Here is a 25,543-nt window from a genome sequence, read left to right as displayed (position 1 = left end):
TGAAGTGTGAACCCGGTGATTGTGATAATGGGCAACGGCACTTCCTTGTTGCCCGGCGTTTTCGCTTTAAAACCTCGCCACGCCGAAGGTGTTTTTATTCAGTTGGCTGTACTCGGCCTCTTGGCAAACCTCCAGCAGCATACCCAACAGTTTGCGCGTATCGCGGGGATCGATAATGCCGTCATCCCACAGGCGGGCGCTGCAAGCGAGCGCATCGGAATTGCCTTGCATAAAGGCACTGGTGTCGTTTTCCAGTTTGTCCAATACCGCCTCATCCACATTGCCGCCACGCTGCATTTTTTGTTCGGTGACGATACGCATAACTTTGCCGGCCTGTGCTGCGCCCATCACTGCCGTACGGGAGTTGGGCCAGGCAAAAATAAAGCGCGGATCGAACCCGCGTCCGCACATGGCGTAGTTGCCGGCACCATAGGAACCGCCTACCACTATGCTGAGCTTGGGCACGCTGGCGTTGGCTACGGCCTGAATCATTTTCGCCCCGTGCTTGATAATGCCGTTGTGCTCCACTTCGGTACCCACCATAAATCCGGTGGTGTTGTGTAAAAACAGTAGTGGGGTACCACTCTGTTCACACAACTGGATAAATTGCGCGGCCTTATTGGCTCCTTTGGGGGTGATGGGGCCGTTATTGCCGATAATGCCTACGGGAAAGCCTTCGATACGGATATGGCCACATACTGTCTGCCGGTCAAATTCCGGTTTGAAATCCAGCATGGCGGAACTGTCGGCGATTCGCGCGAGAACCTCGCGAACGTCGTAGGGTTTTTTGCTGTCGGCCGGAATCAGGCCGAGCAGGTCGTCGATCGGGAGGAGTGGATCTTGGTAATCTCTTTCTAAAGTATTCTGTTTTGGCGAGGGCAGGGCAGCGACAATTTCTCGCGCCATACGAATGCCATCGGCATCATTTTCGGCCAGGTAATCGCCACTGCCGGATTCGGTGCAGTGCATTTCTGCCCCGCCGAGACTCTCCTCATCGGCAATCTCACCGGTGGCGGCTTTCAGCAGCGGCGGTCCGGCCAGGTACATACCGGTTTGCCCACGCACCATGATCACATAATCCGATAGCCCTGGCTGATAGGCACCGCCGGCAGTGGCGCCACCATGCACAACGGTAATCTGTGGGATACCGGCGGCGGACATACGCGCCTGATTGGCGAAGCCGCGTCCGCCGGGGGCAAAAGTATCGGTTGCGTACATTAAGTTAGCGCCGCCACTTTGTGCCAGGCTGACCACCGGCAGGTGGTTCTCCATAGCGATGCGCTGCATGCGCAGAGCTTTATCCATTCCGGCAGGGGAGATGGTGCCGCCTTTCACTGCGTAATTATCCACTCGGACCATACAGCGGCGCCCGCTGATCTGGCCGATGCCACAAATAGCACCGCCGCCAGCGCCGCTACCATCCTGATCGTCGTAGAGTTTGTAGCCGGCGAGTGAGCACAGTTCGATAAAAGGGGCGCCGGGATCAAGCAGCAGGTTGAGGCGCTCTCGCGGCAGTAGCCAGCCGCGATCGCGGTAGCGGGCAGCCTTGTTTTTTTCCGCCTGTACCGGTTTTTGCTCAGCCTCGCGAAATTCGCTGATCTGCTTCAGCATTGCGACTCTGTTGTCATTAAATTCTGCCGAGCGGTTATCCAGCTGGGAATCAATCGGCTGCATTAGAGCTTGCCCTCCGCTTCCAGCTCTTTCACCACCTGTGGCCGGTGTTTGCGATGGAAGCCGTTGAACCGGTTTGAGTTATTGGCGGCCTGTGGTTGCCACAGGGGGGAGTGGTGTTTGAGGCTGGAGCCTCCGTCAATGCGCAGGGTTTGCCCGGTGATATAGCTGGCGGCATCGCTCAGTAGAAAGCATACGGCGCCGCTCACTTCAGCCTCTTCGCCCAGTCGGTAGAGGGGAATACTGTCGCGGAAGCCTGGTAGCAGCTCGCGTAGGAATTCCGGATCGTAGGTGTCGAAGCCGCTGGAGAGGATGTAGCCGGGCGCCACAGCGTTGACTCTAACTCCAGAGGCGGCCCACTCCAGTGCGGCGGTTTCGGTAATATTTTCCATGCCCGCACGGGCGGCACCGGAGTGTCCCATCATGGGCATGCCACCGGAATTATCTGCAGTGATATTCACGATGCTACCGCCATGCTTTTTCATCGATTGCAAAAAAACTTCGCGTGACATTAGAAAACCGCCGAGCAGATTGCTGCGCACGACCGCATCGAAGCCTTTTGTATTGATCTGTTCAAGGGGGGAGGGAAACTGTCCACCGGCATTGTTCACCAGTCCGTGAATCGTCCCCTGTGCCAGAACGATCTGGCCGATAGTTTCCTTTACGCCTTCCTCATCGCGAATATCCAGGCTGAATACGCTGCACTCGCCACCATCGCTGTTGATCTCACCGGCAACGCGTTCCAGTTTGTCGAGTTTGCGTCCGATCAGCACCACATGGGCGCCAAGACTGGCGAGTTCATGGGCAATACAGCGGCCGATACCACTGCCGCCACCCGTGACGATATGGGTTTGTTCGCTAAAGCTGCCGGGGCGCAGCTGGCTTTGATAGCGCATGGGCATTTCCTCTTCTAGAGCCCTTGAGGGCTTTCTCAGTTTTTATTGTTTTAACGAGCGCTTGCGCCCGTGATTGGTAATGCGCAGAATAGCTTAACGCTACCAAGCAAGCGCTTGGTATTCAATAGTTGGCGCTTATTTGATTATGTAATTGATGAGCCGCTGTTTTGACCGCTATCAAAATACAAAGTAATGGGAGTCACCGTGCAAGAGGCTGCACAAGTACTGGAGGAGGCGCAGAGTGAGCTGTCGCCGCAACAACTCATTGGAGCCCTGGTAAAAAAGGGTGAGCTAACAGACCCGGGATCTCCACGTGGACGTTTACTCAACGCTGCTGCGCGCCTGTTTGAGCAAAAGGGATTTTCCCGTACCACTGTACGAGATCTTGCTGCCGAGGTGGGTATTCTCTCCGGTAGTATTTTTCACCACTTCTCCAGTAAGGAGCAGATCCTCTGTGAGGTGATGAAGGAGGTCACTATTTTTGCCAGTGCGCGCATGCGCAGTGCGATGGAAAGTGCTGGTTCGCCACAGGAGAGATTGCGGGCTTGTATCCAGTCCGAGCTTGAAGCCATTCACGAGCAGGCGGTACCGGGGTTTTCCATCCTGGTGATGGAGTGGCGTAGTTTGTCAGAGGCAAGCCAAAAAGAAGTGCTGTTGCAGCGCGATGAATACGAGCAAATATGGCTGGATGCGATCAATACGGCCCAGTGTCCTGGCGGCGATGCCGCCGTGGTGCGTCGCCTTTTGGTCGGGGCTTTGAGTCATACCTACAGCTGGTTCAAACCGAGGGAGAAAGGTTTGACTATTCCAGAGCTGTCAGATCGTGTCTTTCAGATATTTGCGCCGTGATACTGCCGGCAAAGTGTCGTTAAAACTGTGCACTTTGCCACCTTTCCTGCCAAATTATCCGCCGGCACCAGTTTCCTGAGAACTGGTGCCCACCTGACGTTCTCTGAATCTTTTACCCTGCGCGCAAGATGTATTAATTGTGACAATAAGTGTCACTTGGTGACAGGAGAGGGAGATGGCGGGCCAGGATTTCTATCAGGTGGTTTCCACGGGAAGGATGCTTCACGCCAAAAAACCGGAGTCGGTCACAAGCGCCGTGGCCGAGTTGTTCTCAATTCCTGAAGCCCAGGCCCGCAGGCTGTTGTTAAAGGGCTGGGTGATTAAGGACAGGCTGAGTTCGGCACAGGCTGTGGAGTACCGGACCGGTCTGCATAAAATTGGTCTGCGTGTCGAGGTTTGCCCCGCGGGAAAATTCGATAACCAACGATTGATTGCGAAGATCAAGGTGGCCCAGCGCCGCAAGGCCAAGGCGATTCAAAAAGAGGGATCAAAAAATACGGCTGCTGTAGACGGGGCGACAGAATCATTGTCGCCGGCGATGAAAAATATAGATTCCAGGCGATCTAAGGCTTCCGTCAGGCCCAAAACAACCACAAAAACTGAGCCTCTCTTTAGTGATATAAAAACACCTGTGACCTCCATGGGGTGGCGAGCGCTACTGGGGTTGCTGCCTGCTCTGGTCATACCCGCCGTTTTTATCTGTGCAGCGGCACTGTGTTTGTACGGTGCCGGCTTGGCTTTCTGGCAAATCCCCGCGGCCGTTTGGCAGGGTGAGCTAAGTGGTGGAATTGTGTTCGCCGGTCTGGGGGGGGCAACCTTCTGTATTTTTCTACTTCTGTTGCTGGCCTTTCCCTACTTTTACTTTCCAAGGGATACTCGCGCGCGATCCGCTGAAATATCCCTGGAGCACCCTGAAAGCAAGGATGTGTTCGCACTATTTAAGCAGCTATCCAGCGCCACAGGGCTACCGAAAATTCACACGATTATCATTCGCCCCGATGCCAGAGTTTTCAGTATGCCCAGATTTTCTGAGGTGATGCGCCAGGAATTACCGCTGCACCTGGGGTTGGCCAGTGTGGCCTCACTGGATGGGCGTGGAACTCTAGCGCTGGTGGCGCGGGGGCTCGGTATCTATCAGGGCAAATTAAACGGATTGTTGGCCTGGCTGGTATTAGATGGTGTGCGCCGATTGGAGCAGATGCAGTGGGCATTGGAGAACGAACGGAGTGTGCTGAGTAGTACCGGTGAGCCGGGTCTGCTAAAGCCCTTGCATCAAATACTGGTGACCTGTGGGCATTTTTTACTGCCGCTAATTGAGCGGTTGGAGAATCTGCATCGGGCGGTAACCCGTGGTAGCGCGCAGTACCTGGAATCCCGCGCTGACCTTTGGGCTGCCGACTTGATTGGCAGTGCGGCTTTCGCCGAGTTTGCAGAAAACTGGCATCGCTTGGTACATGCAGACCTGGTTGTTGCCGAGACGAGCCGTGAGGCGGCAGCCGTCGGGCAGTGCTTTGAAAATATTCCTGCCGCTGTGGCTTGGACCGGGGAAAACCTGGATGAAGAAACCCGCAAGGCCATAGAGTTGGCGATGGGGCAGGCCAGCGACCCCTGGGATATTTTCGAGGCGGCAGACCTGCAACGTATAGAGGCTGTGCAACAGCGCAGTTTGAGTGCGCGTATGCAACGAGAAATATGTCTGCGTACGCTTTTTGCCGATTTTCCCAGGTTGGCTCGCGATATCAGTGTGATTAGCTGTGCACCCGATTGCCAGGTGGTGGAGAATCGCCGCTTACTTTGTGCCAGCCGTGAGGCGGAAGAGGCGCAACAGGTGTTGGCGGTGTATTTTAATCGTCTGCCGCCGCTTACCTTACTTCCTCTGCGTCGTCCGGCCTCACCGGAAATGCAGGCGATGGGGTTACAGGCCAGTATCGACTGGCTGCGCGGAAAGTTAATAGAGCTGCGAGAGTTGCGAGAGCAGCGCGAAAGCCGCCGCACGCAGATGGTGACGGTGCAACTGGGCGCGGCGTTGATTCGGGCCAAGGTGCGCATCCAGCCACAAGACTACTTATTGACCAGTGTGAACCTTGCCACAGCGCAGGAAGTGGCGGCGGTGAAGAGATCGGAGTTCGAAGAAGTAGAGCAGCAGTTACAGCACATCTATGCAGTTTTTTACCAGCGCTTGTGTCTTGCAGTAGTGGCAATGCCAGCCCGCGAGCGACAACAAGCGCGGACTCTTCTGAGCCATCTGGCCGCTTATGATGTACTCGCCTCCCACCTGGAGCGCCTTGCGGGCTACAGTGTCAGCCTCACGTTGTTTGCCCACCGTTTGTCCCAGGACTTGGCTGAACGTGAATTGGTACAGAAATACCTGGCGCTGTCTGCGCGGGAACTGGATGCGACCTTTGCCACGGTGGAGTCTTCTGAGTTATTAAAAGCTCAGGGGTTGGATAGCGCTCTTTGTATCAAAGCAAAGCGCGAGCCATTACAGCAACTGCCCCAGCGTCACCAGGAAGCACTGGCTGTGGTAGGTACTGCGGATGCGCGCTGCAAATACGCCAGTGCGGTAATCATGGAGCACTATCAGATCCAGCTGTCTGCACTGCTGCAGTGCTGTTTGCGCCGGGAGGAGCAATTGGAGCTGAGTCCGTTGCGCCTCTTGCAGGCTGTCTAGCCGCCAGCGAGTTTTACTTTGTAGTTTTTGGACTCCAGCAGGGCTTGGATTTCAACGCGTTTGTCTCCCTGGATTTCGATCACCCCGTCTTTTAGGGTGCCGCCACAGCCGCAGCGCTTTTTCAGTTCGGCCAACAGCAGCTTCAGTTCACTGTCGCTGCCGGCTAGGCCGCGCACACAGGTGACTCCCTTGCCTTTGCGCCCCTTGGTTTCGCGCTGAATACGCACAACCCCATCTCCTTGGTGACGCTTCGGCTCTGCTGCCTCCTCTTTGATGCGGCCGCGGTCGGTGGAATAAACGAGACGATTTTCCTTGGCCATAAACTAGGGCTTCCCGGTAAATTGATGTACAGAGTGTTTGGGCGCGATTGTGCCCGAGACAAGGGGGAAGTCAAAGTGTCGGCGAAGCTGTAATCCCGGTGAAAAAGGAATTGGGGGCGACCCGCCAGCCGGCAGGAGGTAAAATTTCCCCTAAAGCAATAGCATTTGGTCCTAGAGGTGAATCCATGGCGTTGACTGGGCGTCGCAAACTGCTCAATGAAGTGATCTTTGGCACTGAGACGCCCGCCGGGCGAAACTTCGATGTGTTTTTGATCTGGGCGATTTTAATTAGTGTGGGCCTGATACTGCTGGCTTCCATTGGTCCCATAGCAGAACGTTATGGGCCATTCTTAACCATGTTGGAGTGGATCTTCACGGGTCTGTTTACCGTGGAATATGCCGCTCGTATTTATTGCTCGGTGAATCGACGCAAGTATATTTTCAGTTTTTATGGGATCGTTGACCTACTGGCCATTCTGCCCAGTTACCTAGCTCTCCTTTATACCGGTGCCACTTATCTGTTGGTGATACGCCTGTTGCGGGTATTGCGTATCTTTAGAATACTCAAGTTAGTCCGCTACCTGCAGGATGCCAACCTGTTACTGCGGGCCCTCGGTTTGGCCAGACGAAAGATCCTGGTGTTTTATTCCAGCGTTTTTGTAATGTGCATTATCTTCGGATCGCTGATGTTTGTGGTGGAAGGGCCTGAACACGGGTTTACCAGTATTCCCACCAGTGTGTACTGGGCTATCGTGACCATTACCACTGTAGGCTATGGGGATATTTCGCCGCAGACGCCGCTGGGGCAGACGATTGCAGCCATGACGATGTTAATTGGTTACTCAATTATCGCTGTACCCACAGGTATTCTCACCGCGGAGCTCGCCGGGGAAATGAATCGTGAGCGCAGGTACCATCGCTGTAATAACTGTGGTCGCAGCGCTCATGATCCGGATGCGGAGTACTGCAAGTTTTGCGGATATAGGTTGGAGCCGCCCGCTGTTTCGGGCTGGGGTTGATGCTGCTTCCATAGGCGCCGACTGCCCCAGGCCCCGTTTAGGCGAGATCTGGGGTTATCCCCTGAGGTGAATGATAGAGGAGGGGGAGTCTCCTTGCGCGAATCAGCTTGTATGGATCACCACTGGTCGGGCACACGCACAGCGACAACCTCGGCCTTGGCGCAAACGCGCCCATCGCTGCTGAGCTCGCAGTGCAGAATGGTTTTCTTGGGCCCGCGTCCGACAATAGTGGCTTCCAGGATCACCGGTTTATCAATGGCCGCCGGTGCCAGGTACTTGATGTCCAGCTTGCCGGTGGCGAACCAGATTTTGTCTCCGCTACCCGCTTCACGGCCCGCTTGTAAGTAGCCATCGGCAATTGCACTACATACGGTGTGGCAATCAATGACCGTGGCGATAATGCCACCGTTCAAATATTGAGCGGGTCCAGCGTTGTGGAAGGGGCTGGGGGTGAACACACAGCGGGATTTATCCGGCTCCACCCAATAGCTTTTAATGCGCAGGCCCTGGTCGTTATCTGGCCCGCAGCCAAAACAGTGGTTGCCCTGAATTTGATCCTGAATGGCAGTTTTTTCAGTCATAACTATCCCTCGCTGTGGACGGGCCATGGTACCGATTTGCGCCAAAGAGGGGAAGAAACTAACCTTGCGGACTTGCAATCGAGTTACCTGAATTATCTGGACATAGATACATGGAAATATACGGCTTTTGCGCCCCTGGTTTTGAAGCCTTGCTCGAGGCCTTCGCCAAGAATTTTCGCGAGTGTGGGGATACTGGCGCAGCCTTTGCGGTGCGCCAACACGGTGAGCTGATCTGTTCGCTATGGGCGGGCAGCGCCGACCGGGATGGGCAGCAGCCCTTTACTGAAGAGACCCTGGTGAATGTATTTTCATCCAGCAAAGGGGTGCTGGCACTGCTCGCCATGCAGCAGGTAGCGGCGGGCAGGCTGGACCTGGATCGCCCGGTGGCAGATTACTGGCCGGAATTTGCAAAGAATAATAAAGAGTCTGTCACCGCGCGCCAACTTCTCAGCCACCGCAGTGGGTTGGTCGCTTTCCGCGAACGTGTAGAAGAGAGTCTTATCTACGACTGGCAAGCGGCTTGCGATGCGGTTGCGGCTACCAACCCCTGGTGGGAGCCGGGCAGTGCGCAAGGGTATGCCCCTTTTCTGTACGGTTGGAGTTTGGGCGGTCTAATCGAAAAGGTTGCGCAAAAACCCCTATTGGAACTTTATCGGGAATCGCTAGCCAAACCCCTCAACCTCGATGGCGGCTTTGGTGCGCTGGGGCATCGTTCCGCCCGTATTGCCGATGTGAGCCCACTGAAGCAGCCACTGCCAGAGCTGCGTGAAAATGCCATTGGCCGCGCGATTAAAGAGGACCGCAAAGGTCCGGTAGCTATGGCCTTTAGTAATCCGGTTAGCTTGATGATGGGGACTAATAGCAGCGAGTGGCGCGGTGCCCTGATACCCGCCGCCAATGGTCACTTCAGCGCGCGGGACTTGGCGGCTGTTTATGGTGACTTGGCAGGGGAAAACCCCACAACCCTAGAGAAAAGATGGGTCAATGAAGCCGCCCATGAACAGAGCCGTGGGCGGGATAAAGTATTGCAGGCTGAGGTGAGCTTCGGCTGCGGCTTTATTCGCAGTAGCCATTCCGCCGACCTGCGCTTCGGTGGAAAGCAGGGTTTTGGCCACCCTGGAGCCGGCGGTAGTGTTGGATTTGCCGATCCGGAGCAGGGGCTGGGGGTTGCCTATATCACCACACGACTGGGGCAGAGCCTGTTTATGGATCGCCGTGCGGTTGGCTTGGTAGAAACACTGTACGGATTAATATGATGACAGAAGACGTTATGCAACTGGTTGAGCGGGTAGATGAACTGGAGAGCCGCCTGGCTTTTCAGGAGGATACAATCTCGCAGCTAAATGACGTAATTACACGCCAGGATGCGGAGATTCGCACGGTGGTGGCGAGAATGAGCGAGCTTGGGGAAAAATACAGAACACTGACTTCTGAAATGCATGGCGGTGCGAAGCAGGCCGACGAGAAGCCTCCCCATTATTGAGGGCGTTGGGCGAGCAGCCTGAGAATGAAATCGATGAATCTACATTTATTTTATGGCTGCCAGAATAATGCGGATTCTTTGCCCTTTTTTTGACCTGTTTAGCGTGGGTAAAAATTGGCACCAGGCGCCAAGGGGCGGTGGAAATTATTTGGTGCCAACTCGCCATAGCTTTAAGTCTTAATGTGTCTAAAAAAATTCTGACTTGTGACCGCTTTGCTATTGACAAACTTTTCCACATTCAAAACATGGCGGCTTGGCGTCCTGATATTTGTCGGTATTGCCAGTACACTATTTTAGTGAAAAGTTCTAACTTATTGTTTTTAAAGTAAAAAACCAAAGAGTTTAAAAAGTATGCAAAGTGCTGCAAGCGAGGGTTTACGCCGCCTGGCGCAGAACCTGGTTTATTAGTGCACAGAGTTATCCACAGAAGCTGTGGAAGAAGTTTGTTCTGTTGGTTTTTCGTTCAACAAATAAGTACCCCAGTCCCTCATCCGCCGAATTCAAGTCGCGCAATGGGGACTGGTCAATAGAACTGGTGATCAGTTCGCCGTAATCTACACAAAATTTGGTTGGGTTGATTCAGCCGCCGGTCAGCTTTTAGTTGGATAATACCGGCACTGTGCAGGGCGCACTGGATTCAGTGCATCCGATACCCGTTTATTAAAAAATGCGTTAGGAGAACCAATAATGAAACATTGGGTAGCAATTCTCGCTATGGGCTCACTGGTAGGCTGTTCCACTTTGGACCCTTACACCGGAGAGCGTAAAACCAGCAATGCCGCCAAGGGGGCTGGCATTGGTGCTGTCACCGGAGCCATTATTGGCGTGGCCACAGCGAGCAAGAAAGATCGCGGTAAAGGCGCCCTGACCGGGGCCCTGGGTGGTGCGGCAATTGGTGGTGGTGCTGGTTACTACATGGATCGCCAGGAAATGGCACTGCGCCAACGTTTAGAAGGGAGCGGTGTGCGGGTTCAGCGCGAGGGGGATAATATTCGCCTGATTATGCCCGGCAATATTACTTTTGGTACTAATCGCTCAGATATTCGCACCGATTTCTACGATACGCTGGAATCGGTCACGGTGGTTCTTCAGGAATTTGATAAAACCGCCATTCGCGTAAGTGGTCATACCGACAGCACGGGTTCGGACGTGCACAATCAGTCTTTGAGCGAGCAGCGAGCCAATTCTGTGGCGAGCTTCTTCAATCAAAATGGTGTTTCCTCCGGCCGCGTCCAGGCAGTTGGTTACGGAGAGCGCTACCCGCTGGCCAGTAACAGCTCGGATTCTGGTCGCCAGGCCAACCGCCGTGTTGAGCTTGAGCTCTTGCCGCTGTAATCACCCTGTGCAGTTGATGCTCAGCTGCACGTCACTGCGCCGATATTGCCCTTCATCAGCGGGAATATTGTGTGCAGTGGCTCCTTCCTCTTCTACCCGGCCAATCCCTGCACCGACCCCATAAGCCCGCTCTTGGGCAAACTCCCCCTCCAGACTCTCTTTCCACTCGCTAGCTTATGTTGACTCAACGGCTTGGGTTTATTCGCTTCACGCCCTTGGTTTCAGTGAAAAGGAAAACTTGCTGATTCCTACCGGGTAAAACCGACGGTTAGCGGGCTGACTGTGCTATCTCTACATCAGCGAATAAATGAATAGTGGAGTGGAAGCGTGAATCGTTACCTTTTCAAATGGAAATCCGTGTGGAGTTTTGTCTTGGCGCTACTTTTCATGGGGGGATTTACCGCGGCAGGCTTCGCCTGGGAGGGGTCGGCAGTGGAATCCAGTGCCCACCTGGAGATCCGTTTTAGTGAGGCGGCCGTCGTTGCGCAAGTGAAGGTGATTGGTATTCACCGGGATGTGGACAGTGCGCTTTCAGAGCCGGGAGTGACCGCAATATCCGGCTATGTGTATTCTGCTGAGCCGAGCCAGGTATGGAAGGGCATGGTGGCAGATCAAATTACTTTCCGGTTGGGGCTAGAGTATTGCGATAAGAAACTTGAGCAAGGTGAGCACTATCTGATTTTCGCCAGCTTAGATAGCTACGGTAGGTTGCAGTTGCACAGTTGCGATTCGGCGGTTGTGGAGTCGGAGGCTGAGGCGCTGTTGGCGGAGCTCAATGCGTTCACCTCTCAGGGTTGAGGTGAACTGGGGGGCTCACTTCAAGCCGCTTAGAACATCCCGTTGTAAGTTATCCTCTATTTACAGCAATCCAAACTCTCCCGCTATAGCTCATTGCCTTGAAGAACTCTAATGCCGGGTTATTCTTATTTATATTGGCGCCATCTTCTTTAGCCGATAGAAGTTGATGTCCCTTTGTCCCGGCGTCAAAAAGGCTTTAAGTCAGCGAGTGCTTCGCAAGTGGTGTACTCCCCTATCGTTGAGTGCTGGCTGGCCAAGTAAGAGCGCAATGTCTAAAACTGCCTGGGGTCGAGAGGTCGACGTATGAAGAAGTTATTGATTCCACTGATCATTCTGCTGCTGATCATCGGATACTTTATGTCGCGCAGTGGTGAGCATAAGGCCAAGGAAGCCTATGACTCGATGAATTCCCCCAACAGCGGGCAGATGAATGACAATTCTAAGCCAGCTGGCAGCGGAAGTGATTCAACCACCCCAAATGGAACCACCACACCTCCAGATGGCATGGGCGACCCCGATGCACAAATGCCTCAGGACTCAGATCAGACCGATCCAACACCGCCGGGAGGCGCTGGGGGGAGCGGCGAGGGCAGTGGTGCCAGCGGACCCGTACCTATGCCCGGTAGCACCGGCGCTGGGTCACCAGGAGATAGTGACGCTGGTGGTCCTCCCCCTGTCCCCGGTGCCAATGGCCAATCTGCAGAAATGCCTGGAAGTGGGGATAACGGCCAAGCCGATCAAGTGATCGATGATGCATCGAAGGAAGCCGATAAAGCGGTGGAGGGTGCCGAAAGTCTCGATAGCAATATCCCGAACTCAGAGACTGAGACGGATCAGGGTATGGAGAGTAATTCCGACGAACCTTAGTGTGTATGACAAAGCACACGCGTAAAGTCGCAAGGAGATAAGGTGGGCCGCCACGTCAGGCGGCCCACCGCTTTTGATAGAATGATCGAACATAAATGGATTCAGGGGCATAAAATTTTGCAGATTCAGCCTCACGGGGCATTTACCGTGGAGGATTTCCATCGCCTGGCGGAAAAAATAGACCCAATTATTCGCGAGCAGGGCAGGATTGAGGGGCTACTAATCGATACTCGAGACTTTGCCGGCTGGAAAAGCTTTGTTGCGATGATCTCGCATTTCCGCTTCGTACACGATCATGAAAAGCATATCCAAAGAATCGCGGTGGTGTCTGATAACCCCGTGTTGAAATTTATGCCTCATCTGGTTTGCCATTTCATTAGCGCAGAGGTGCGACCTTTTACGCCTGGGGAGTATTCCGAGGCCCTGGAATGGCTGGAAAATTCGGGTTAGCATCGCGCACCGTTTAACTGTGTTATGGAGTGCCGGTGAGCCCAGCATTGGCCATTATTGCCGCGACGATTGATGATTTACCCGCGGCTCAGCAATTGTCCCGTCAGCTTAGTCTTCCCTGTTTGGATCTTCTTCCTCCTTCTGAGATCAACGACTTTCCCCAGGTTTTATCCTGTGGCGAGCAGCTAAAGCTCTGTGCAACCGGGCGCAAGGCGCCGGGCCCCGTCTCTGTGGATTTTGTCGGAGGAGCCCTGGCACATCGACGAAAATTCGGCGGAGGCAAGACCCAGCCGGTGGCGAAGGCTGTCGGTATACGCTCGGGCTTTCACCCTCGTGTACTGGATGCAACGGCTGGATTGGGTCGCGATGCTTTCGTACTGGCAACGCTCGGTTGTGAAGTGCAGATGCTTGAGCGCAACCCAGTAGTGCATCTACTTCTGCAGGATGGTCTACGGCGCTTACAGGAAGCCTCGATCAGTGACCCTGAACTCAACGCTATTGCCGGGCGTTTAACATTGGTCGATCACGACCTACCTGCGGCCGAGTGGCTCCAACGCCAGGATGCGGCGTCTTGGCCAGTCGTATATCTGGACCCTATGTTCCCATCCCGAGGTAAGAGTGCCAAGGTAAAGAAGGAGATGGTGGCATTTCACCATCTGGTTGGAGAGGATCAAGATGCGGATGAACTGTTGGAACCCGCATTCAGGGCCTGCTATTACCGCACCGTGGTCAAACGCCCCAAGTTGGCTCCTTATCTTGCGGGGAGGAAACCGACACTTTCTTTTGAGGGAAAATCTGGTCGTTTCGACATCTATACCAAGCATGGCGTGCCGGGTTGAAAACCGGGGACTCAATACCCTTAATGGCCACAAGCACAAGCACAAGCACAAGCACAAGCACAAGCATTAGTTTCTATATGGCTGGCTTTTGTCTTGATCGCCGTAATGGCGCTCAGTCTGAGTAATCATTCTCTATTTACGGATAGTTGCCGTAGTGTCTTTTGTCCTGGCGGTGTCTTTCCTCTCTCTCCACTGGCTGACCGTTGCCATTTTCAAAATCCAGGTAATGCAAGTCATTGCTGGGATTGTGATTTCGATCGCTATTCCTCTGCTAATTTATAACCTGTGAAAGTCCTCCCTGCGAAAGTAAGGCGGGGATTTTCAGCAATCAATTTTCGATATTGACGAGTGACAAGGAGGTCGTTCGTGAAGCAGAAATCGCCATTCGATATTTTTTTTGATGAATACAACGAAGATATTCCAGAGGATCACTTTCCCAGGGATAGTATTTCCGCTCATGCGGCAGAGGCCATAGTGACCAGTGAGACTTGGTCTGATGCCAAGCCGGCTATGAACCTGTCTTCCTTTGTTACCACATTTACCGAGCCTGAAGCTTTTGAGGTGGCCAAAAACCACTACTTGAAAAACTATATCGACCATGACATGTATCCCCAGCTGTTCGCAATGGAAGCGCGTATGGTGCGATGGCTGCATGAATTGTGGAACGGGCCCAAAGATATGGAACCCTATGGTGCCGCTACCATAGGGTCCTCTGAGGCTTGTATGCTGGCGGGCTTGGCGCACAAATGGAACTGGCGAAAACAGAGGGAGAAGAGCGGCAAGGATGCATCCAAACCAAATCTAGTAACCGGGGCCAACGTACAAATCGTTTGGGAAAAGTTTATGCGCTACTTCGATGTGGAGCCGCGTATAGCACCACTAAAACCTGGGCAGTATCGATTTAATAGCAAACACCTGGATGAGCTGGTCGATGAAAACACCATAGCCGTGGTGGCGATTGCCGGGCAGACGTTCACCGGGGAAGATGACTCCTTCCGGGCGATTCATAACTGGCTGGATCGCCATCAAGAGAAAACCGGCCATGATATTCCCATGCATATTGATGGTGCTTCCGGGGGATTTGTAAACCCTTTTTTATATCCAAACTATCATTGGGATTTTCGCCTGCCGAGGGTGAAATCCATCAATGCATCGGGGCATAAGTTTGGGCTGGTGCCGCCAGGGTTGGGCTGGGTAATTTTTCGTGAGCGCTCCGTTTTCGATGAAGACCTGATGTTCTATGTCAATTACCTGGGAGGGGAAATGCCCACGGCCACGTTGAACTTCAGCAGAAATGCTTCACCGGTTGCCTACCAGTATTATAATTTTATTCGTCTCGGCTTTAAGGGTTATAGGGATATCATGCAACACACGCTGGCCAATGCTCAGACGCTGCGTGGCAGATTGGTGGACAGTGGTTACTTCGAGATTATGAATAAAACGCAACGTATACCCGTAGTTGCCATGACCCTGAATACTAAATACACCAACTTTAATGAATACGATATTTCCGACAAGGTACGCGAACGCGGCTGGGTATTGTCGGCCTACTCAATGCCACCCAATGCCCAATCGGTAAATTCCCTGCGCATCGTAGTGCGCCCACATCTCAATCTAAACGCCATTCAGGGGCTTGCCGACGATATTATCCACGCGTGTGAATGGTTGGAAAAACATGGTGGCAACGCCACACCACCCAAGCTTCATGACCCCCACAAAGTGGCCGCGAGTAAATGTTAAGCGTCGAGGCTATATCGGCTGTGCTTGTTTCATAGCTGAGTCGATAAGAGTTAACCATAAGAATACAATTGACTAATTTGAGTCACGGTGTTGATAGAATTTCAAGGTAAATCCTATGAAAAAACGTGTGCTTTACAGTGACTTGCAGGAACCAGAGGGGCCTGTCTGTCTGCCGGATGGAAAAATCTATGTTGTCGAAATGTCGAGTACGCGTAACTGTGTGAGCCGCATTGATACCTATGGGCGATACCAGCAGGTAGGTCATCCCGGATGGCGCCCGAATGGTATGGCAATCGATGGTGATGGCAATTTGTGGATTGCCGGAGCTGGGGTTAAAAAGCTGGTGCGTATGCGGCCCGATGGCGTAATCCTCAACACCTATGAGGGGCCTGAGGGTCGCCCCTACCTTTGGCCAAATGATCTGGTGTTTGGTCAAAATGGTTTGCTCTATATGACAGACTCCGGGATTGATCCAGACAAATTTTTTGAGGGGCAGACTATTCGTGCTGACTTCCGGGATTGTGAATACGATGGGCGAGTATTTGAAATTGATCCCTCTAATGGCCGCGTATTGCGAGTCATTGATTCTGGGTTATCTTTCCCAAATGGCATCGCATTTGATGCTAATGATGTATTGTATGTGGGTGAAACCCTAACAGGAAATATTTATCGTTACGATCTTATCTCTTCGGCCTCTATTGAAGCGAAATTGTTTGGTAATGTTGTTATTGGGTTACCGAACGACTGTGTTGGGCCGGATGGAATGGCTTTTGGCGATGACGGCCAACTTTATTGTGCCGTATTTGGGCAGGGGGATGTGAGTGTCCTCGACTGTGACGGCAGGATTGTCGAGCGTATTCCAACCTGTGGTATACGTCCCACTAATATCGCATTTTGTGAAGACCGCACGGGTGGAGCGGTAGTAACGGTATTAGATCTCGGCTGCCTGGAATGGCTGGACCTACCATGCCGAGGCAGAGGTTTGTATCGTCCAAAGCTGAAATGACTGTCTTTGGCGCGCTGGTTTTCTATTAAGTTATTAGCGAGTATTTCGCTTTTCCCTTTCCCTTTTTCTTAATGTTGCTTTTTATAGGTGGATCTTAAAAGAAAAATTATCTCAATTTCATTTTTTATTTGGGTGGGTGTTCCTTTTTTATCCTTTTTTTAGTGGTTATTTTTTGTTTGGGGTTTGAGTGAGGTAGCCTGCCAAAGCGATTGGCTGGTAATGTGTTTTAGGGGGGGCAAAAAAATTTGAACTTTTCTTCCTTTTTTAGATGTCTTTTTTTAAAACGATTTCCTTTCTTTTTGAGACTGTTTTGTTTTTTTTATCTTTAAAAACCTTTTAGATAAAATGACTTTACCTTCCTGGTCTGACCTGTAAGTCAAAAGCATCTTTGTTGCACACTTTCGGTTTGTTTGAAAAATGTACGGCTATTATACTCCGCGTCCTTCTTGGGCGCAGAGTTGATCATGGTAAATGCTGCGTGCTGAGTTTGTATGCTAATAAAGATTGCATTGAAAAAAATACTACTGAAGCAGTTTAATAAGGTATAAATTCCCATTTTATGGCCTTAAAGGATTGCCCTGTTGATGTCTTTGTAGAGATAGTTATGCGCATTTCTTATTTTTTCCTGTTGGTCCTTTGTGCCACTTTCTCTTCTGCAGTGCTTGCTGCTTCGGGAATTCAAAAAAATGGATATACGGTTTATAAAGGAGATATAGATGATGATGGGCGTGAAGATCTATATTTTGAGTATAACCGACCGATAATTCTTATTCATGGAGACATAATTACCCCTCTGGTAATGCCTCAACTTCCGAACTTTGTCTTGTATTTAAAAAGGGATAAAGAGAGTTATGAAGACCCGGAGGAGGTAACCCTAACGGAACTGGAAATCGCAAATCTTGAAAAATTAGATGGGGGCCTTTCACTACTGGGCGACTTTAATGGTGACGGCGCAACAGACCTATTGCTTCTTGCAGCTATGCCTCTCGTCATACATGCTCAGGGGAATGGTTTGCCAGTACTGATGCAAACCCTCTCTACTGATAATAGCGATGACACAATTTCTTATGCAGCAGCCATCCTGGCCAGTGTAGGCGTCGACTCTGTATTGGTGCAGGATAAAAATGAGGATGGGAGAGAAGACATCACTGCGGGAGATTTTGTTTTCCATGCCGATGAATCTGGCACCTTTGGTGAATATTCCACTCCGGCCAATATCCAAACGCCCAATATGGCAGGGGCTTCTGGTGGTCAATTCCGAGTCAATGAATCCGGCGCGGCAACTTATGCCTTTCCAATAGCAACTGCCGCAGGCACAGCGGGAGTTGTACCCGAGATTTCACTGAGCTATAGCAGTAGTGGTGGTAATGGTCTGGTTGGTAAAGGCTGGGGTATTGGTGGCCTATCTGGAATTTCTCGTTGCCGTCAGACACTGTCAATTGACGGTAGTGTTGGGCCCATTAACTGGACCGAGTCCGACAGGTTCTGTCTGGATGGACAGCGCCTAATAATTGAAAGTGGTTCTCAATATGGCGCTGTTGGCGCGACATATAAAACGGAAATGGATTCTTTTGCCAGAGTCACATCAATAGGTGGCAGCCCTGGTAAGCCATCTTATTTTAAAGTGGAGCGCAAGGATGGTTCAGTTAGTTATTACGGCAATAGTAGTGACTCCAAGCAGCTTGCAGGTAGCAATGTACTCACTTGGGCCCAGAATCGTTTTGAGGATAATGTCGGCAACCCTATTGAGTTTTTGTATGAGGGTAATTCGGAATCAGGGCACCGTGTTAGGTCTATCCGCTATGCCTACGGTTCGGGTTCCTATGAAGCAGAAGTAGAATTTTTCTATGAAGATCGCCCTGAGCACCTTCGTGGCTTTACCGCAGGCTATGAATTCATTACCACCAAGCGTCTGGAAAAAATTGTCTCAAGCTCCAATGGCAAAGTGATTCGCGAGTACAATCTAGGATACAACCCAGTCCTGCCCTTTATTCCCCGTGAAAAGTATAATGATAGAACCTCATTGCTAACCTCATTACAGGAATGTGTAGGTTCAAGCTGCCTTCCCGCAATTAGCTTCGAATGGCTGCAGGCGCCGTGGAGGCAATATGGAGATAAGTCGGAAGCTATTGACTTTTCACCCACTAAGCATCGCTTCCTGAGTGATTATAAATACGCCGATTTTAATGGCGATGGTAAGCAGGATATTGTCTGGATCGAAGGGTATGCTGATGATGGGAGCGATACCGATATTCGCGTTAAATATGCGCTCTCATACGGATCTGTTTTCATCAAGCAGGACTTCACAGGCGGTGCATTTTCTTCGGAATACTTCACCCAGTCCAATGTTGATGAGGGATTCGCCATACGAGTATTGGATTTTAACGGTGACGGTCGCCATGATCTGGCGATATATGATCCGCGCTCCAGTTATGGTCTGCCTGCGAAATCTTGGCTTGTCTTCCTAAGTCGCTACGATACTGGGAGTAAACGCTGGAAGCTGCACTCCTCGCCGATTGCTACCGACCGAACAAATAAAGATGCCATCTTTGCCGACTTTAACGGCGATGGTCTGGCAGATTATATCTCTGTGAGCTACAGCAAAAGTTCTGGGGCGAAAGTAGTTGTACGCCTTTTGGAGTCCGTAGGCAGGGCGGTTTCCTCAAAAAATTACTATAAATTCAGTGATGAATACACCAGTTACCCATTGAATATTTCTGGCGCTGCCAGCATGAAGTCCATCGGCCGCGTGCCCGATACCTTGGGCGATTTTAATGGCGATGGCGCTATGGATATTCTGGTGGCCACTTCGGCTGGATTTGAAGCTGCGGTATTTGATCAAGAGGCACAGGAATTCCGCTCCATTGGCGTGCTCTCGACGACGAATACTTCAAAAAGCCCAATTGCGGTCGATATTAATGCCGACGGCCTCACGGATATTGCCTACCCAGGAAATTCTGGTAGCTTTTATAGCAAGCTCAGTACTGGGACAGGCTTTAAGGATCTGGGGTACCTTGGAAGCAGTAGGGGTTCTTTTGTAGACCTGAATAACGATGGTTATCAGGATTTTGTCTGGCCGGTTTCCAGTCCCTATAATGATGTGAAAGTTCGCTATTTTGACCAAAATACCGGCGATTTTATTGACTATGATGATCGCAGAACTTTTGATCATCTCTCTGATTGCTCGGGTAGTGCTTCGTATTGTGGCACGATAGCTTCTAATGACATGGTATGGTTTGCGGACACGAATGGCGATGGAGAGGCCGATTATCATCGCTATGATGCATCCAGTGGTATCGTTTACACTCGCCTGGATAATACCCGCGATTCTCAATATAAGAATATTCCGCGGAATGTGATTAATAAGATTGATAATGGTCTTGGTAATGTTACCAATATCACTTATCAGAACATGCGGTACGATGAGCTTTACACCCGCTTGGACGTAGCAGCGGCAGGCAGCACGGATGCTTTCTATACCGCACTGAATGGCGATTGGGATCTGCCTGCCGATAGCCACACTTTAGGTAAAGATAAGCCGGTATTGGATATTCTGAGCCCTATGTACCTGGTTGCTAAGGTGGAGAGTTCAGCCCCTGCCGCCGCTGCCGCACCGGGTTCTGTTGACCCGTCTGCCCTCAGTTCCGTGTCTTACCACTACCATCAGATGAAACTCCAGGCTGCCGGCCGGGGTATGTTGGGCTTCCAGAAAATCCGCACTACCGATGATCAAACCGGCGTAGTGACGGAAACTACCTACCGCCAGGACTTCCCCTTTGTGGGCATGCCATTACAGACCGAAACCCGTACAGCCGAAGGGCAGCTACTGAGCCGGGCGACCAACAATTGGCGTCTGCAGGGCTGGAATGGTAGCGGGAAGCCTCTGCCACCTTATCAACCCTATATTTACGAAGCGGTGGAAGAAACGTATGACCTGAAGGATGCGGGTACTTCGCAGGGAGAATTGCTGCAAAGCGTGACCACCACAAACAGCTACGATGCCCATGGCAATGCGCTGAGTATCGATGTTGTCACCAAAGACGGTATCTCCGGCGACCAGTTTGTTAAGAAAACGGAAAATACCTATGGCAGCAGCGTTTGGGAGAAAGAGAAGGGCCGCTTAATCGCAACAAAAGTGACCAGCACCCGCCAGGGTATGCCAAGCCATATCCGCGAGTCGGCCTTTACCTATTATGCATCGAGCACACAGAAAGGCCTTTTGAAAAGCGAAGTTATTGAGCCCAATAAGCCGGAATACAAGCAGACCACCGCTTACGAATATGACAATTTCGGCAATGTGAATAAGAAGACGGTAACGGCTCCCGGCGAAACCGCCCGCAGTGCAAGAACGGTCTATGACCTTTCCGGCCGCTATGTGTTTGAAAGCTACAATGCCCTCGATCACCTCACCGAAAGGGTGGTTTCCCGTAACCACTTCGGCGCTCCGCTGGAAGTTCAGGGGATGAATGGGCTGGAAAGCGTGTTCGCCTACGATAAGTTTGGCCGCGAAACCATCAGCCGGAGTAGCACCGGCGCGGATAAACTGACAGATTATGAGCGCTGTGTTATCGGCTGCCCGGCCGGCGCACAATATATGGTGACGACTCACAGCAGTACCGGTAGTTGGAGTAGGGAATACTTTGACGCACTGGGCCGCTCTATGCGGACTGAAACCAAGGGCTTCAATAGTAAAATCTATACCGATAAAGAATACGATAATCTGGGCCGGGTGAAGTTTGCCAGCGAGCCTTATTTCTCTGGTGATACCCGCCTGTGGTCCACAATGGAGTACGACCTGCTCGGTCGCCCGAGCCGAGTGACTGCGCCAGATGACTCTGAGTCCAGCATGACTTATAGCGGCTTTAAGACCATCACCACCAATGATAAAGGTCAGCAAAAAACGGAGATGAAAAATGTGGCTGGTGAGTTGGTTGAAGTCATCGATGCGATCGATGGTCGACTGACTTATGAATACGACAGCCAGGGCAATTTGCATAAAGCCAAATCCTGGGGCAAGGCGAATACTGCCGGTGCCCATATCGATGAGGGCGATGGTCTTAGTTATCCCATTGTGGTCACAATCGAATACGACGACCTGGGTCGCAAAATCCGTATGGACGACCCGGATAAGGGAGAGTGGCACTACGAATATACCGGCTTCGGCGAACTGAAAAAGCAAACCAACGCGAATGGTCATACCGTCGAGTTAACCTATGATCGATTAGGTCGACAGTCCACGCGCATTGAAAAGCCTAAGGGTTCCTCTAACCCCGCTAGCGATGTCTCCTGGTTCTATGACAGTGCCACCAATGGCTTAGGGCAGGTGGAGATGGTCATGGACAGCGTCTCTGGTTATCAGGTGGTGTATCAGTATGACCAGGTTGGCCGAAACCATATCCAGGCGGTGGATGTTGATGGGGCCGGTGCGCAACCCTCCTACGTCACCACCACGGTATTTGATGGCCATGGCCGTGTTGAATACAGTTACGATGCGCTGGACAGCATGCTCGATGGGGGTAAATCAGGGACTCAGAATTTCTACAATGCCTATGGGTATCTCTACAAGGTGGTAGACCTGGCCACTGGAGACCTGGTTCAGGAAGTGAAAGCCCAGACCGCTCGTGGCCAGTTGAAAGAGCAGCTATTGGGTAACGGCGCAACGTCTAATTTTACTTACGAAGCGGCCAGCGGCCGCCTAACAAAGCAGACCTCTACGGTATTGGGAGCCTTTGGTATCCAAGATATCAGCTACCAGTGGGATACCCTCGGCAATCTCACCAGCCGTCACAACCAGAGCGGAAGCAAGGATCTGCGTGAGAGCTTCTGCTATGACAAGCTCAACCGTTTGATAAAAACCCATATTGGTAACAGCAATGTCAACTGTAGTGGGCTCAGTACGTCCGAACAGGATATCCGCTACAACGCTATCGGCAATATCACCTTTAAAGCCGGCGTGGGAGAGTATATCTATGGTGAAAATGGCGCTGGCCCCCATGCGGTGACAACCGCTGGAGGCGTTAGCTATAACTATGACCTCAATGGCAATATGACTTCGGATGGTTTTGATGGTGGCCGCACCATCAGCTACACCACCTTCGATAAAGCCTCCCTGATTAAAAAGGGAAATAACACCACAGAGTTCCTCTATGGCCCCAGCCATAGCCGCTACTACCGCAAGGACACCAATAGTAGTAATGGGGAAGTGACAGAGACCTGGTATATCGGCGGTATCGAGCGTATCCAGAAGTCCAGTAAGCCCAATGAGATCGAGTGGAAGCGTCACCTGGTGGGCACGGCGGCCTATACCGTAAAAACCGACAAGGAATTCAAGGTACTCTCGACTGATAAACTGTTCCTCTACAAGGACCACCTGGGTTCCATGGACCTGATTACCGATAAAACCGGTAAGGTGGTGCAGGAAATGTCCTTCGATGCCTGGGGGCAGCGCCGCAATAGCGCCAATTGGAATGCGTTATCCCTGACTGCACTTTCAAACTTCGATGACAGCCGCACAACCCGTGGTTACACCGGCCATGAAATGCTGGATGAGGTAGGGCTGATTCATATGAATGGCCGTATCTACGATCCGCGTTTGGGGCGCTTTATGCAGGCGGATCCGTTTATTGATGGGGAAATAAATACCCAAGGTTATAACCGGTATAGCTACGGGAAAAATAGTCCCCTTAGCGGCGTTGATCCAAGTGGTTACGGATTTTTCTCCGAGGTATTTGATGACATCTTAGGTATTACTGAGAGCTCAATTCTTAATGCTGTTGCCCAAGCTGCTGCTTGTTACTATGGTGGCCCAGCGGGTTGTGCTGCCTACGCAGCGGCATCTGCTAAAGGACATGGAGCATCTTGGGGGGATGCATTTAAAGCAGGAGCTATAGCTTATGTTTCGGCCTACGCGTTTGGAGAAATTGGTACTGGTTATGAAGCAGGTGCTATTTCCTTGGGTGAAGCAGCTCTCTATTCTGGGTTAGTAGGCGGAACAATGAGTGTTTTGCAAGGTGGAAAGTTTGGGCATGGTTTTGTTTCTGCTGGAGCAATGGCAGCTACGGGCCCACTAATAGGAAATATAGGCAACAGAGCTGCTCGCGTTACTGGCCGAGCTATATTGGGTGGTACAATTTCTAAGCTTACTGGTGGTAAGTTTGCAAATGGTGCAGCGACAGGAGCATTTCATGAGGCGGTTAGTTCAAGGACATCTGATAAAAATATCTCTGATGATGATTTAGTGGGGAAAATGGTTCCTGAAGTCCAATGGAATCAACTTGATGATGCAGCTGCATATCAATATGCCGCAGAAGGGTTAGCGGCAATGGAGGGGGATTTGAATGTCGATCAGGGGGCCCTTCGAGTTGCCCAATATAGGTTGGGTGCCCATCGAGTTATATCAAGCTTGGCTGCATCTACACTAACTTCTAAAGAGGTTTCTTGGGCAGTGTTTAACCATAATTTTTATCGCGATCAAAAATATATTGCTATTGGTGGTGCTGGCGTTTTGTGTGGAGGTTTTTTCTCAGCCTGTACTAGTGGGTTAAGTTATTACGGTTATGGCCAATTAGGAAAATCCACTTATGATTTGGTTACTGACCCTTCTGCCGGTAATGGGTATCGTTTTGGTGTAAATGTTACTAGAGAAGTGTTTACAACAATGGCACATCAAGGGGCACCAGCACCAATCAAACCTATCATTTGGTTTAATGCAGCTGTTGGTGAGGCTGCGGGGAGGATTCCAGTTGAATAGCCATAGAAAAGTTCGGGAATTTATTTTAATCTTTAGTACTGCTTTAGCCTTAGTTCCTGTTTGGTTTGTAGGGATAGTCGAGGTCGAGATTTGGGTTTTGCTGCGAGTAATTTTGTTGTTTTGTGCATTGATGCTCGGCCTAAAAATTTATGATCTACTTGGTGTGTATGAACTAAAGGTAAGGCTCGTAAGGTATGGTTTTTTATCTTCTGCGCTTATCTCAGTAATTTCTTTTCAGTTTTTAAGGGGAGGGTTTGCTGGGGTTTCAGAAAGAGAGTGGTTTGTTGCGGTTTCTTTTTTGCCGTTAATCACTGTTGTGCTTATGCAGAAAATAGTTTCTTTTAGGGGGTTGGGTAAGGATGAGTAAGGAATAACTGGGCTCAGAGTAAAATGTTGGTGTTATATGTCTCTTTGTGAGAACAATAGGGCTGGGAGTAAGTGGTCGGTGCTGATTTGACTTTCGAAAATGTCTTTTTATAGGGTATTTTGATGGCTGGGTCTTTAATAGTTTTAATAGTGCTTCTCTGCGGCTGTTCTCAGGCATATTCAGATTCTGAGAGTTCAGATTTGAATGGAAAGGTATCTGGTTTTATAGATGGGGCAGAATCAACTTTGATAAAGTTGATTCCGGAAATGCGTAATTATTCGAATGGTGAGCCTGTCTATACTGATAAGTTTTTATGTTCTATAGATCCTGATACAAATGGGAGGGGAAAGTATTTGTTCATAAAAAATTCTTTGCTCTTGATAACAGGAGAGGAGTTTCCTTGTGAGCGAGGTATATAGGTAAACCAGCACTCCTGTCGGTGTTGCTTGGTTGTAAAGAGGTTACGCTCAAGTTGAGTTTTGTTTAAAGCTGGTTTTTTCATTTTAGAATGTTAATTTTTTATTAGTTGTGGTGTTGATGGTGGAAATTTTTAAAAATATATTATTTTTTGGCATTTTTTTGTTAAGTGTATCTGTGGCAGCAGCTGAAGGGCCATTCACCACTGATGTCCCTCCTTGGGCTAGGGTGTCATCAGACGGGAGTTTTGTGATTTATCCTATTCCCGCTTCGGCTAACTGCCATGATAATAAAGTTGGTGTGGTTGATTTGGGGGGTCCAGATGTGAAAGGGATGGTGCTGTCCTTAGTGCTTGCTGCACAAATGTCTGGAAAGAAGGTAAGTGTCTGGGTGGATAGGTATGGTTCAACGACGCCGCAGCGCTGCAAAATTGCATTTATCGAAATTGATCAGTAGTTCGGGTAAAAATAATAGATTTTCAGTT

The 25,543-nt window shown here is 50.9% G+C and carries 20 protein-coding genes; 16 read left to right on the top strand and 4 right to left on the bottom strand.

Annotation, left to right across the window (positions count from 1 at the left end):
- Positions 1-66 precede the first annotated feature (66 nt).
- Together ACCI51_RS08250 and ACCI51_RS08245 are read right to left on the bottom strand one after the other, a co-directional pair.
- The gene (locus ACCI51_RS08250; RefSeq protein WP_371843252.1) at positions 67-1,674 is read right to left on the bottom strand and encodes an acyl-CoA carboxylase subunit beta; all 1,608 of its coding nucleotides are present in this window, start codon (positions 1,672-1,674) and stop codon (positions 67-69) included.
- Positions 1,674-2,567 (bottom strand): SDR family oxidoreductase, encoded by an 894-nt coding sequence (locus ACCI51_RS08245; protein WP_299587511.1) that lies wholly within the window; start codon positions 2,565-2,567, stop codon positions 1,674-1,676. The genes ACCI51_RS08250 and ACCI51_RS08245 overlap by 1 nt, the downstream gene beginning before the upstream one ends.
- A gap of 204 nt (positions 2,568-2,771) precedes the next feature.
- On the opposite strand from ACCI51_RS08245, the gene ACCI51_RS08240 reads away from it, so the two are divergent.
- Positions 2,772-3,416, top strand: coding sequence for a TetR/AcrR family transcriptional regulator (locus tag ACCI51_RS08240; RefSeq protein ID WP_371843251.1), 645 nt, complete (start codon positions 2,772-2,774; stop codon positions 3,414-3,416).
- A gap of 175 nt (positions 3,417-3,591) precedes the next feature.
- Positions 3,592-6,087: a hypothetical protein gene (locus tag ACCI51_RS08235; RefSeq protein ID WP_371843250.1), complete on the top strand. Its 2,496-nt coding sequence runs from the start codon at positions 3,592-3,594 to the stop codon at positions 6,085-6,087.
- Here ACCI51_RS08235 and yciH read toward each other — a convergent pair.
- On the bottom strand, positions 6,084-6,407 hold the full coding sequence (gene yciH / locus ACCI51_RS08230) for a stress response translation initiation inhibitor YciH (RefSeq protein ID WP_371843249.1): 324 nt from the start codon (positions 6,405-6,407) through the stop codon (positions 6,084-6,086). The two genes, ACCI51_RS08235 and yciH, sit on opposite strands and share 4 nt — an antisense overlap.
- 185 nt (positions 6,408-6,592) lie before the next feature.
- On the opposite strand from yciH, the gene ACCI51_RS08225 reads away from it, so the two are divergent.
- A complete protein-coding gene (locus ACCI51_RS08225; RefSeq protein ID WP_299587522.1) occupies positions 6,593-7,426 on the top strand; it encodes an ion transporter in 834 nt (277 codons plus the stop codon).
- A 116-nt stretch (positions 7,427-7,542) separates the two neighbouring features.
- On the opposite strand, the gene ACCI51_RS08220 is transcribed toward ACCI51_RS08225, so the two are convergent.
- Positions 7,543-8,007, bottom strand: coding sequence for a PaaI family thioesterase (locus tag ACCI51_RS08220; protein WP_299587525.1), 465 nt, complete (start codon positions 8,005-8,007; stop codon positions 7,543-7,545).
- A 110-nt stretch (positions 8,008-8,117) separates the two neighbouring features.
- On the opposite strand from ACCI51_RS08220, the gene ACCI51_RS08215 reads away from it, so the two are divergent.
- The 13 genes from ACCI51_RS08215 (at position 8,118) to ACCI51_RS08155 (ending at position 25,515) form a co-directional block, all read left to right on the top strand.
- A complete protein-coding gene (locus tag ACCI51_RS08215; RefSeq protein ID WP_371843248.1) occupies positions 8,118-9,263 on the top strand; it encodes a serine hydrolase domain-containing protein in 1,146 nt (381 codons plus the stop codon).
- A complete protein-coding gene (locus tag ACCI51_RS08210; protein ID WP_299587530.1) occupies positions 9,263-9,490 on the top strand; it encodes a SlyX family protein in 228 nt (75 codons plus the stop codon). Before ACCI51_RS08215 ends, ACCI51_RS08210 begins: the two co-directional genes overlap by 1 nt.
- 687 nt (positions 9,491-10,177) lie before the next feature.
- The gene (locus ACCI51_RS08205) at positions 10,178-10,825 is read left to right on the top strand and encodes an OmpA family protein (protein WP_299587533.1); all 648 of its coding nucleotides are present in this window, start codon (positions 10,178-10,180) and stop codon (positions 10,823-10,825) included.
- A 327-nt stretch (positions 10,826-11,152) separates the two neighbouring features.
- Positions 11,153-11,623 (top strand): hypothetical protein, encoded by a 471-nt coding sequence (locus ACCI51_RS08200; RefSeq protein WP_299587536.1) that lies wholly within the window; start codon positions 11,153-11,155, stop codon positions 11,621-11,623.
- A gap of 303 nt (positions 11,624-11,926) precedes the next feature.
- A complete protein-coding gene (locus ACCI51_RS08195) occupies positions 11,927-12,490 on the top strand; it encodes a hypothetical protein (protein WP_371843247.1) in 564 nt (187 codons plus the stop codon).
- A 42-nt stretch (positions 12,491-12,532) separates the two neighbouring features.
- Positions 12,533-12,940, top strand: coding sequence for a SpoIIAA family protein (locus tag ACCI51_RS08190; RefSeq protein WP_299587541.1), 408 nt, complete (start codon positions 12,533-12,535; stop codon positions 12,938-12,940).
- 35 nt (positions 12,941-12,975) lie between these two features.
- A complete protein-coding gene (locus tag ACCI51_RS08185; RefSeq protein ID WP_371843246.1) occupies positions 12,976-13,779 on the top strand; it encodes a class I SAM-dependent methyltransferase in 804 nt (267 codons plus the stop codon).
- Positions 13,780-14,145: 366 nt separating this feature from the next.
- On the top strand, positions 14,146-15,519 hold the full coding sequence (locus ACCI51_RS08180; protein ID WP_299587546.1) for a glutamate decarboxylase: 1,374 nt from the start codon (positions 14,146-14,148) through the stop codon (positions 15,517-15,519).
- A 115-nt stretch (positions 15,520-15,634) separates the two neighbouring features.
- On the top strand, positions 15,635-16,525 hold the full coding sequence (locus ACCI51_RS08175; protein ID WP_371843245.1) for an SMP-30/gluconolactonase/LRE family protein: 891 nt from the start codon (positions 15,635-15,637) through the stop codon (positions 16,523-16,525).
- A 604-nt stretch (positions 16,526-17,129) separates the two neighbouring features.
- Positions 17,130-24,275 carry an FG-GAP-like repeat-containing protein gene (locus ACCI51_RS08170; RefSeq protein ID WP_371843244.1) on the top strand — a complete coding sequence of 2,382 codons (7,146 nt, stop codon included), beginning with the start codon at positions 17,130-17,132 and terminating at the stop codon, positions 24,273-24,275.
- Positions 24,268-24,642: a hypothetical protein gene (locus ACCI51_RS08165; protein ID WP_371843243.1), complete on the top strand. Its 375-nt coding sequence runs from the start codon at positions 24,268-24,270 to the stop codon at positions 24,640-24,642. The genes ACCI51_RS08170 and ACCI51_RS08165 overlap by 8 nt, the downstream gene beginning before the upstream one ends.
- Positions 24,643-24,764: 122 nt before the next feature.
- Positions 24,765-25,061: a hypothetical protein gene (locus ACCI51_RS08160; protein WP_371843242.1), complete on the top strand. Its 297-nt coding sequence runs from the start codon at positions 24,765-24,767 to the stop codon at positions 25,059-25,061.
- 121 nt (positions 25,062-25,182) lie between these two features.
- Positions 25,183-25,515, top strand: coding sequence for a hypothetical protein (locus ACCI51_RS08155; RefSeq protein WP_371843241.1), 333 nt, complete (start codon positions 25,183-25,185; stop codon positions 25,513-25,515).
- Positions 25,516-25,543: the final 28 nt, after the last annotated feature.

The sequence above is a fragment of the Microbulbifer echini genome, from assembly GCF_041447225.1.
GTDB classification, from domain to species: Bacteria; Pseudomonadota; Gammaproteobacteria; order Pseudomonadales; family Cellvibrionaceae; genus Microbulbifer; species Microbulbifer echini.
Note: the sequence above shows the minus strand (reverse complement) of the source record. Positions and strands in the feature narration are given on the sequence as shown.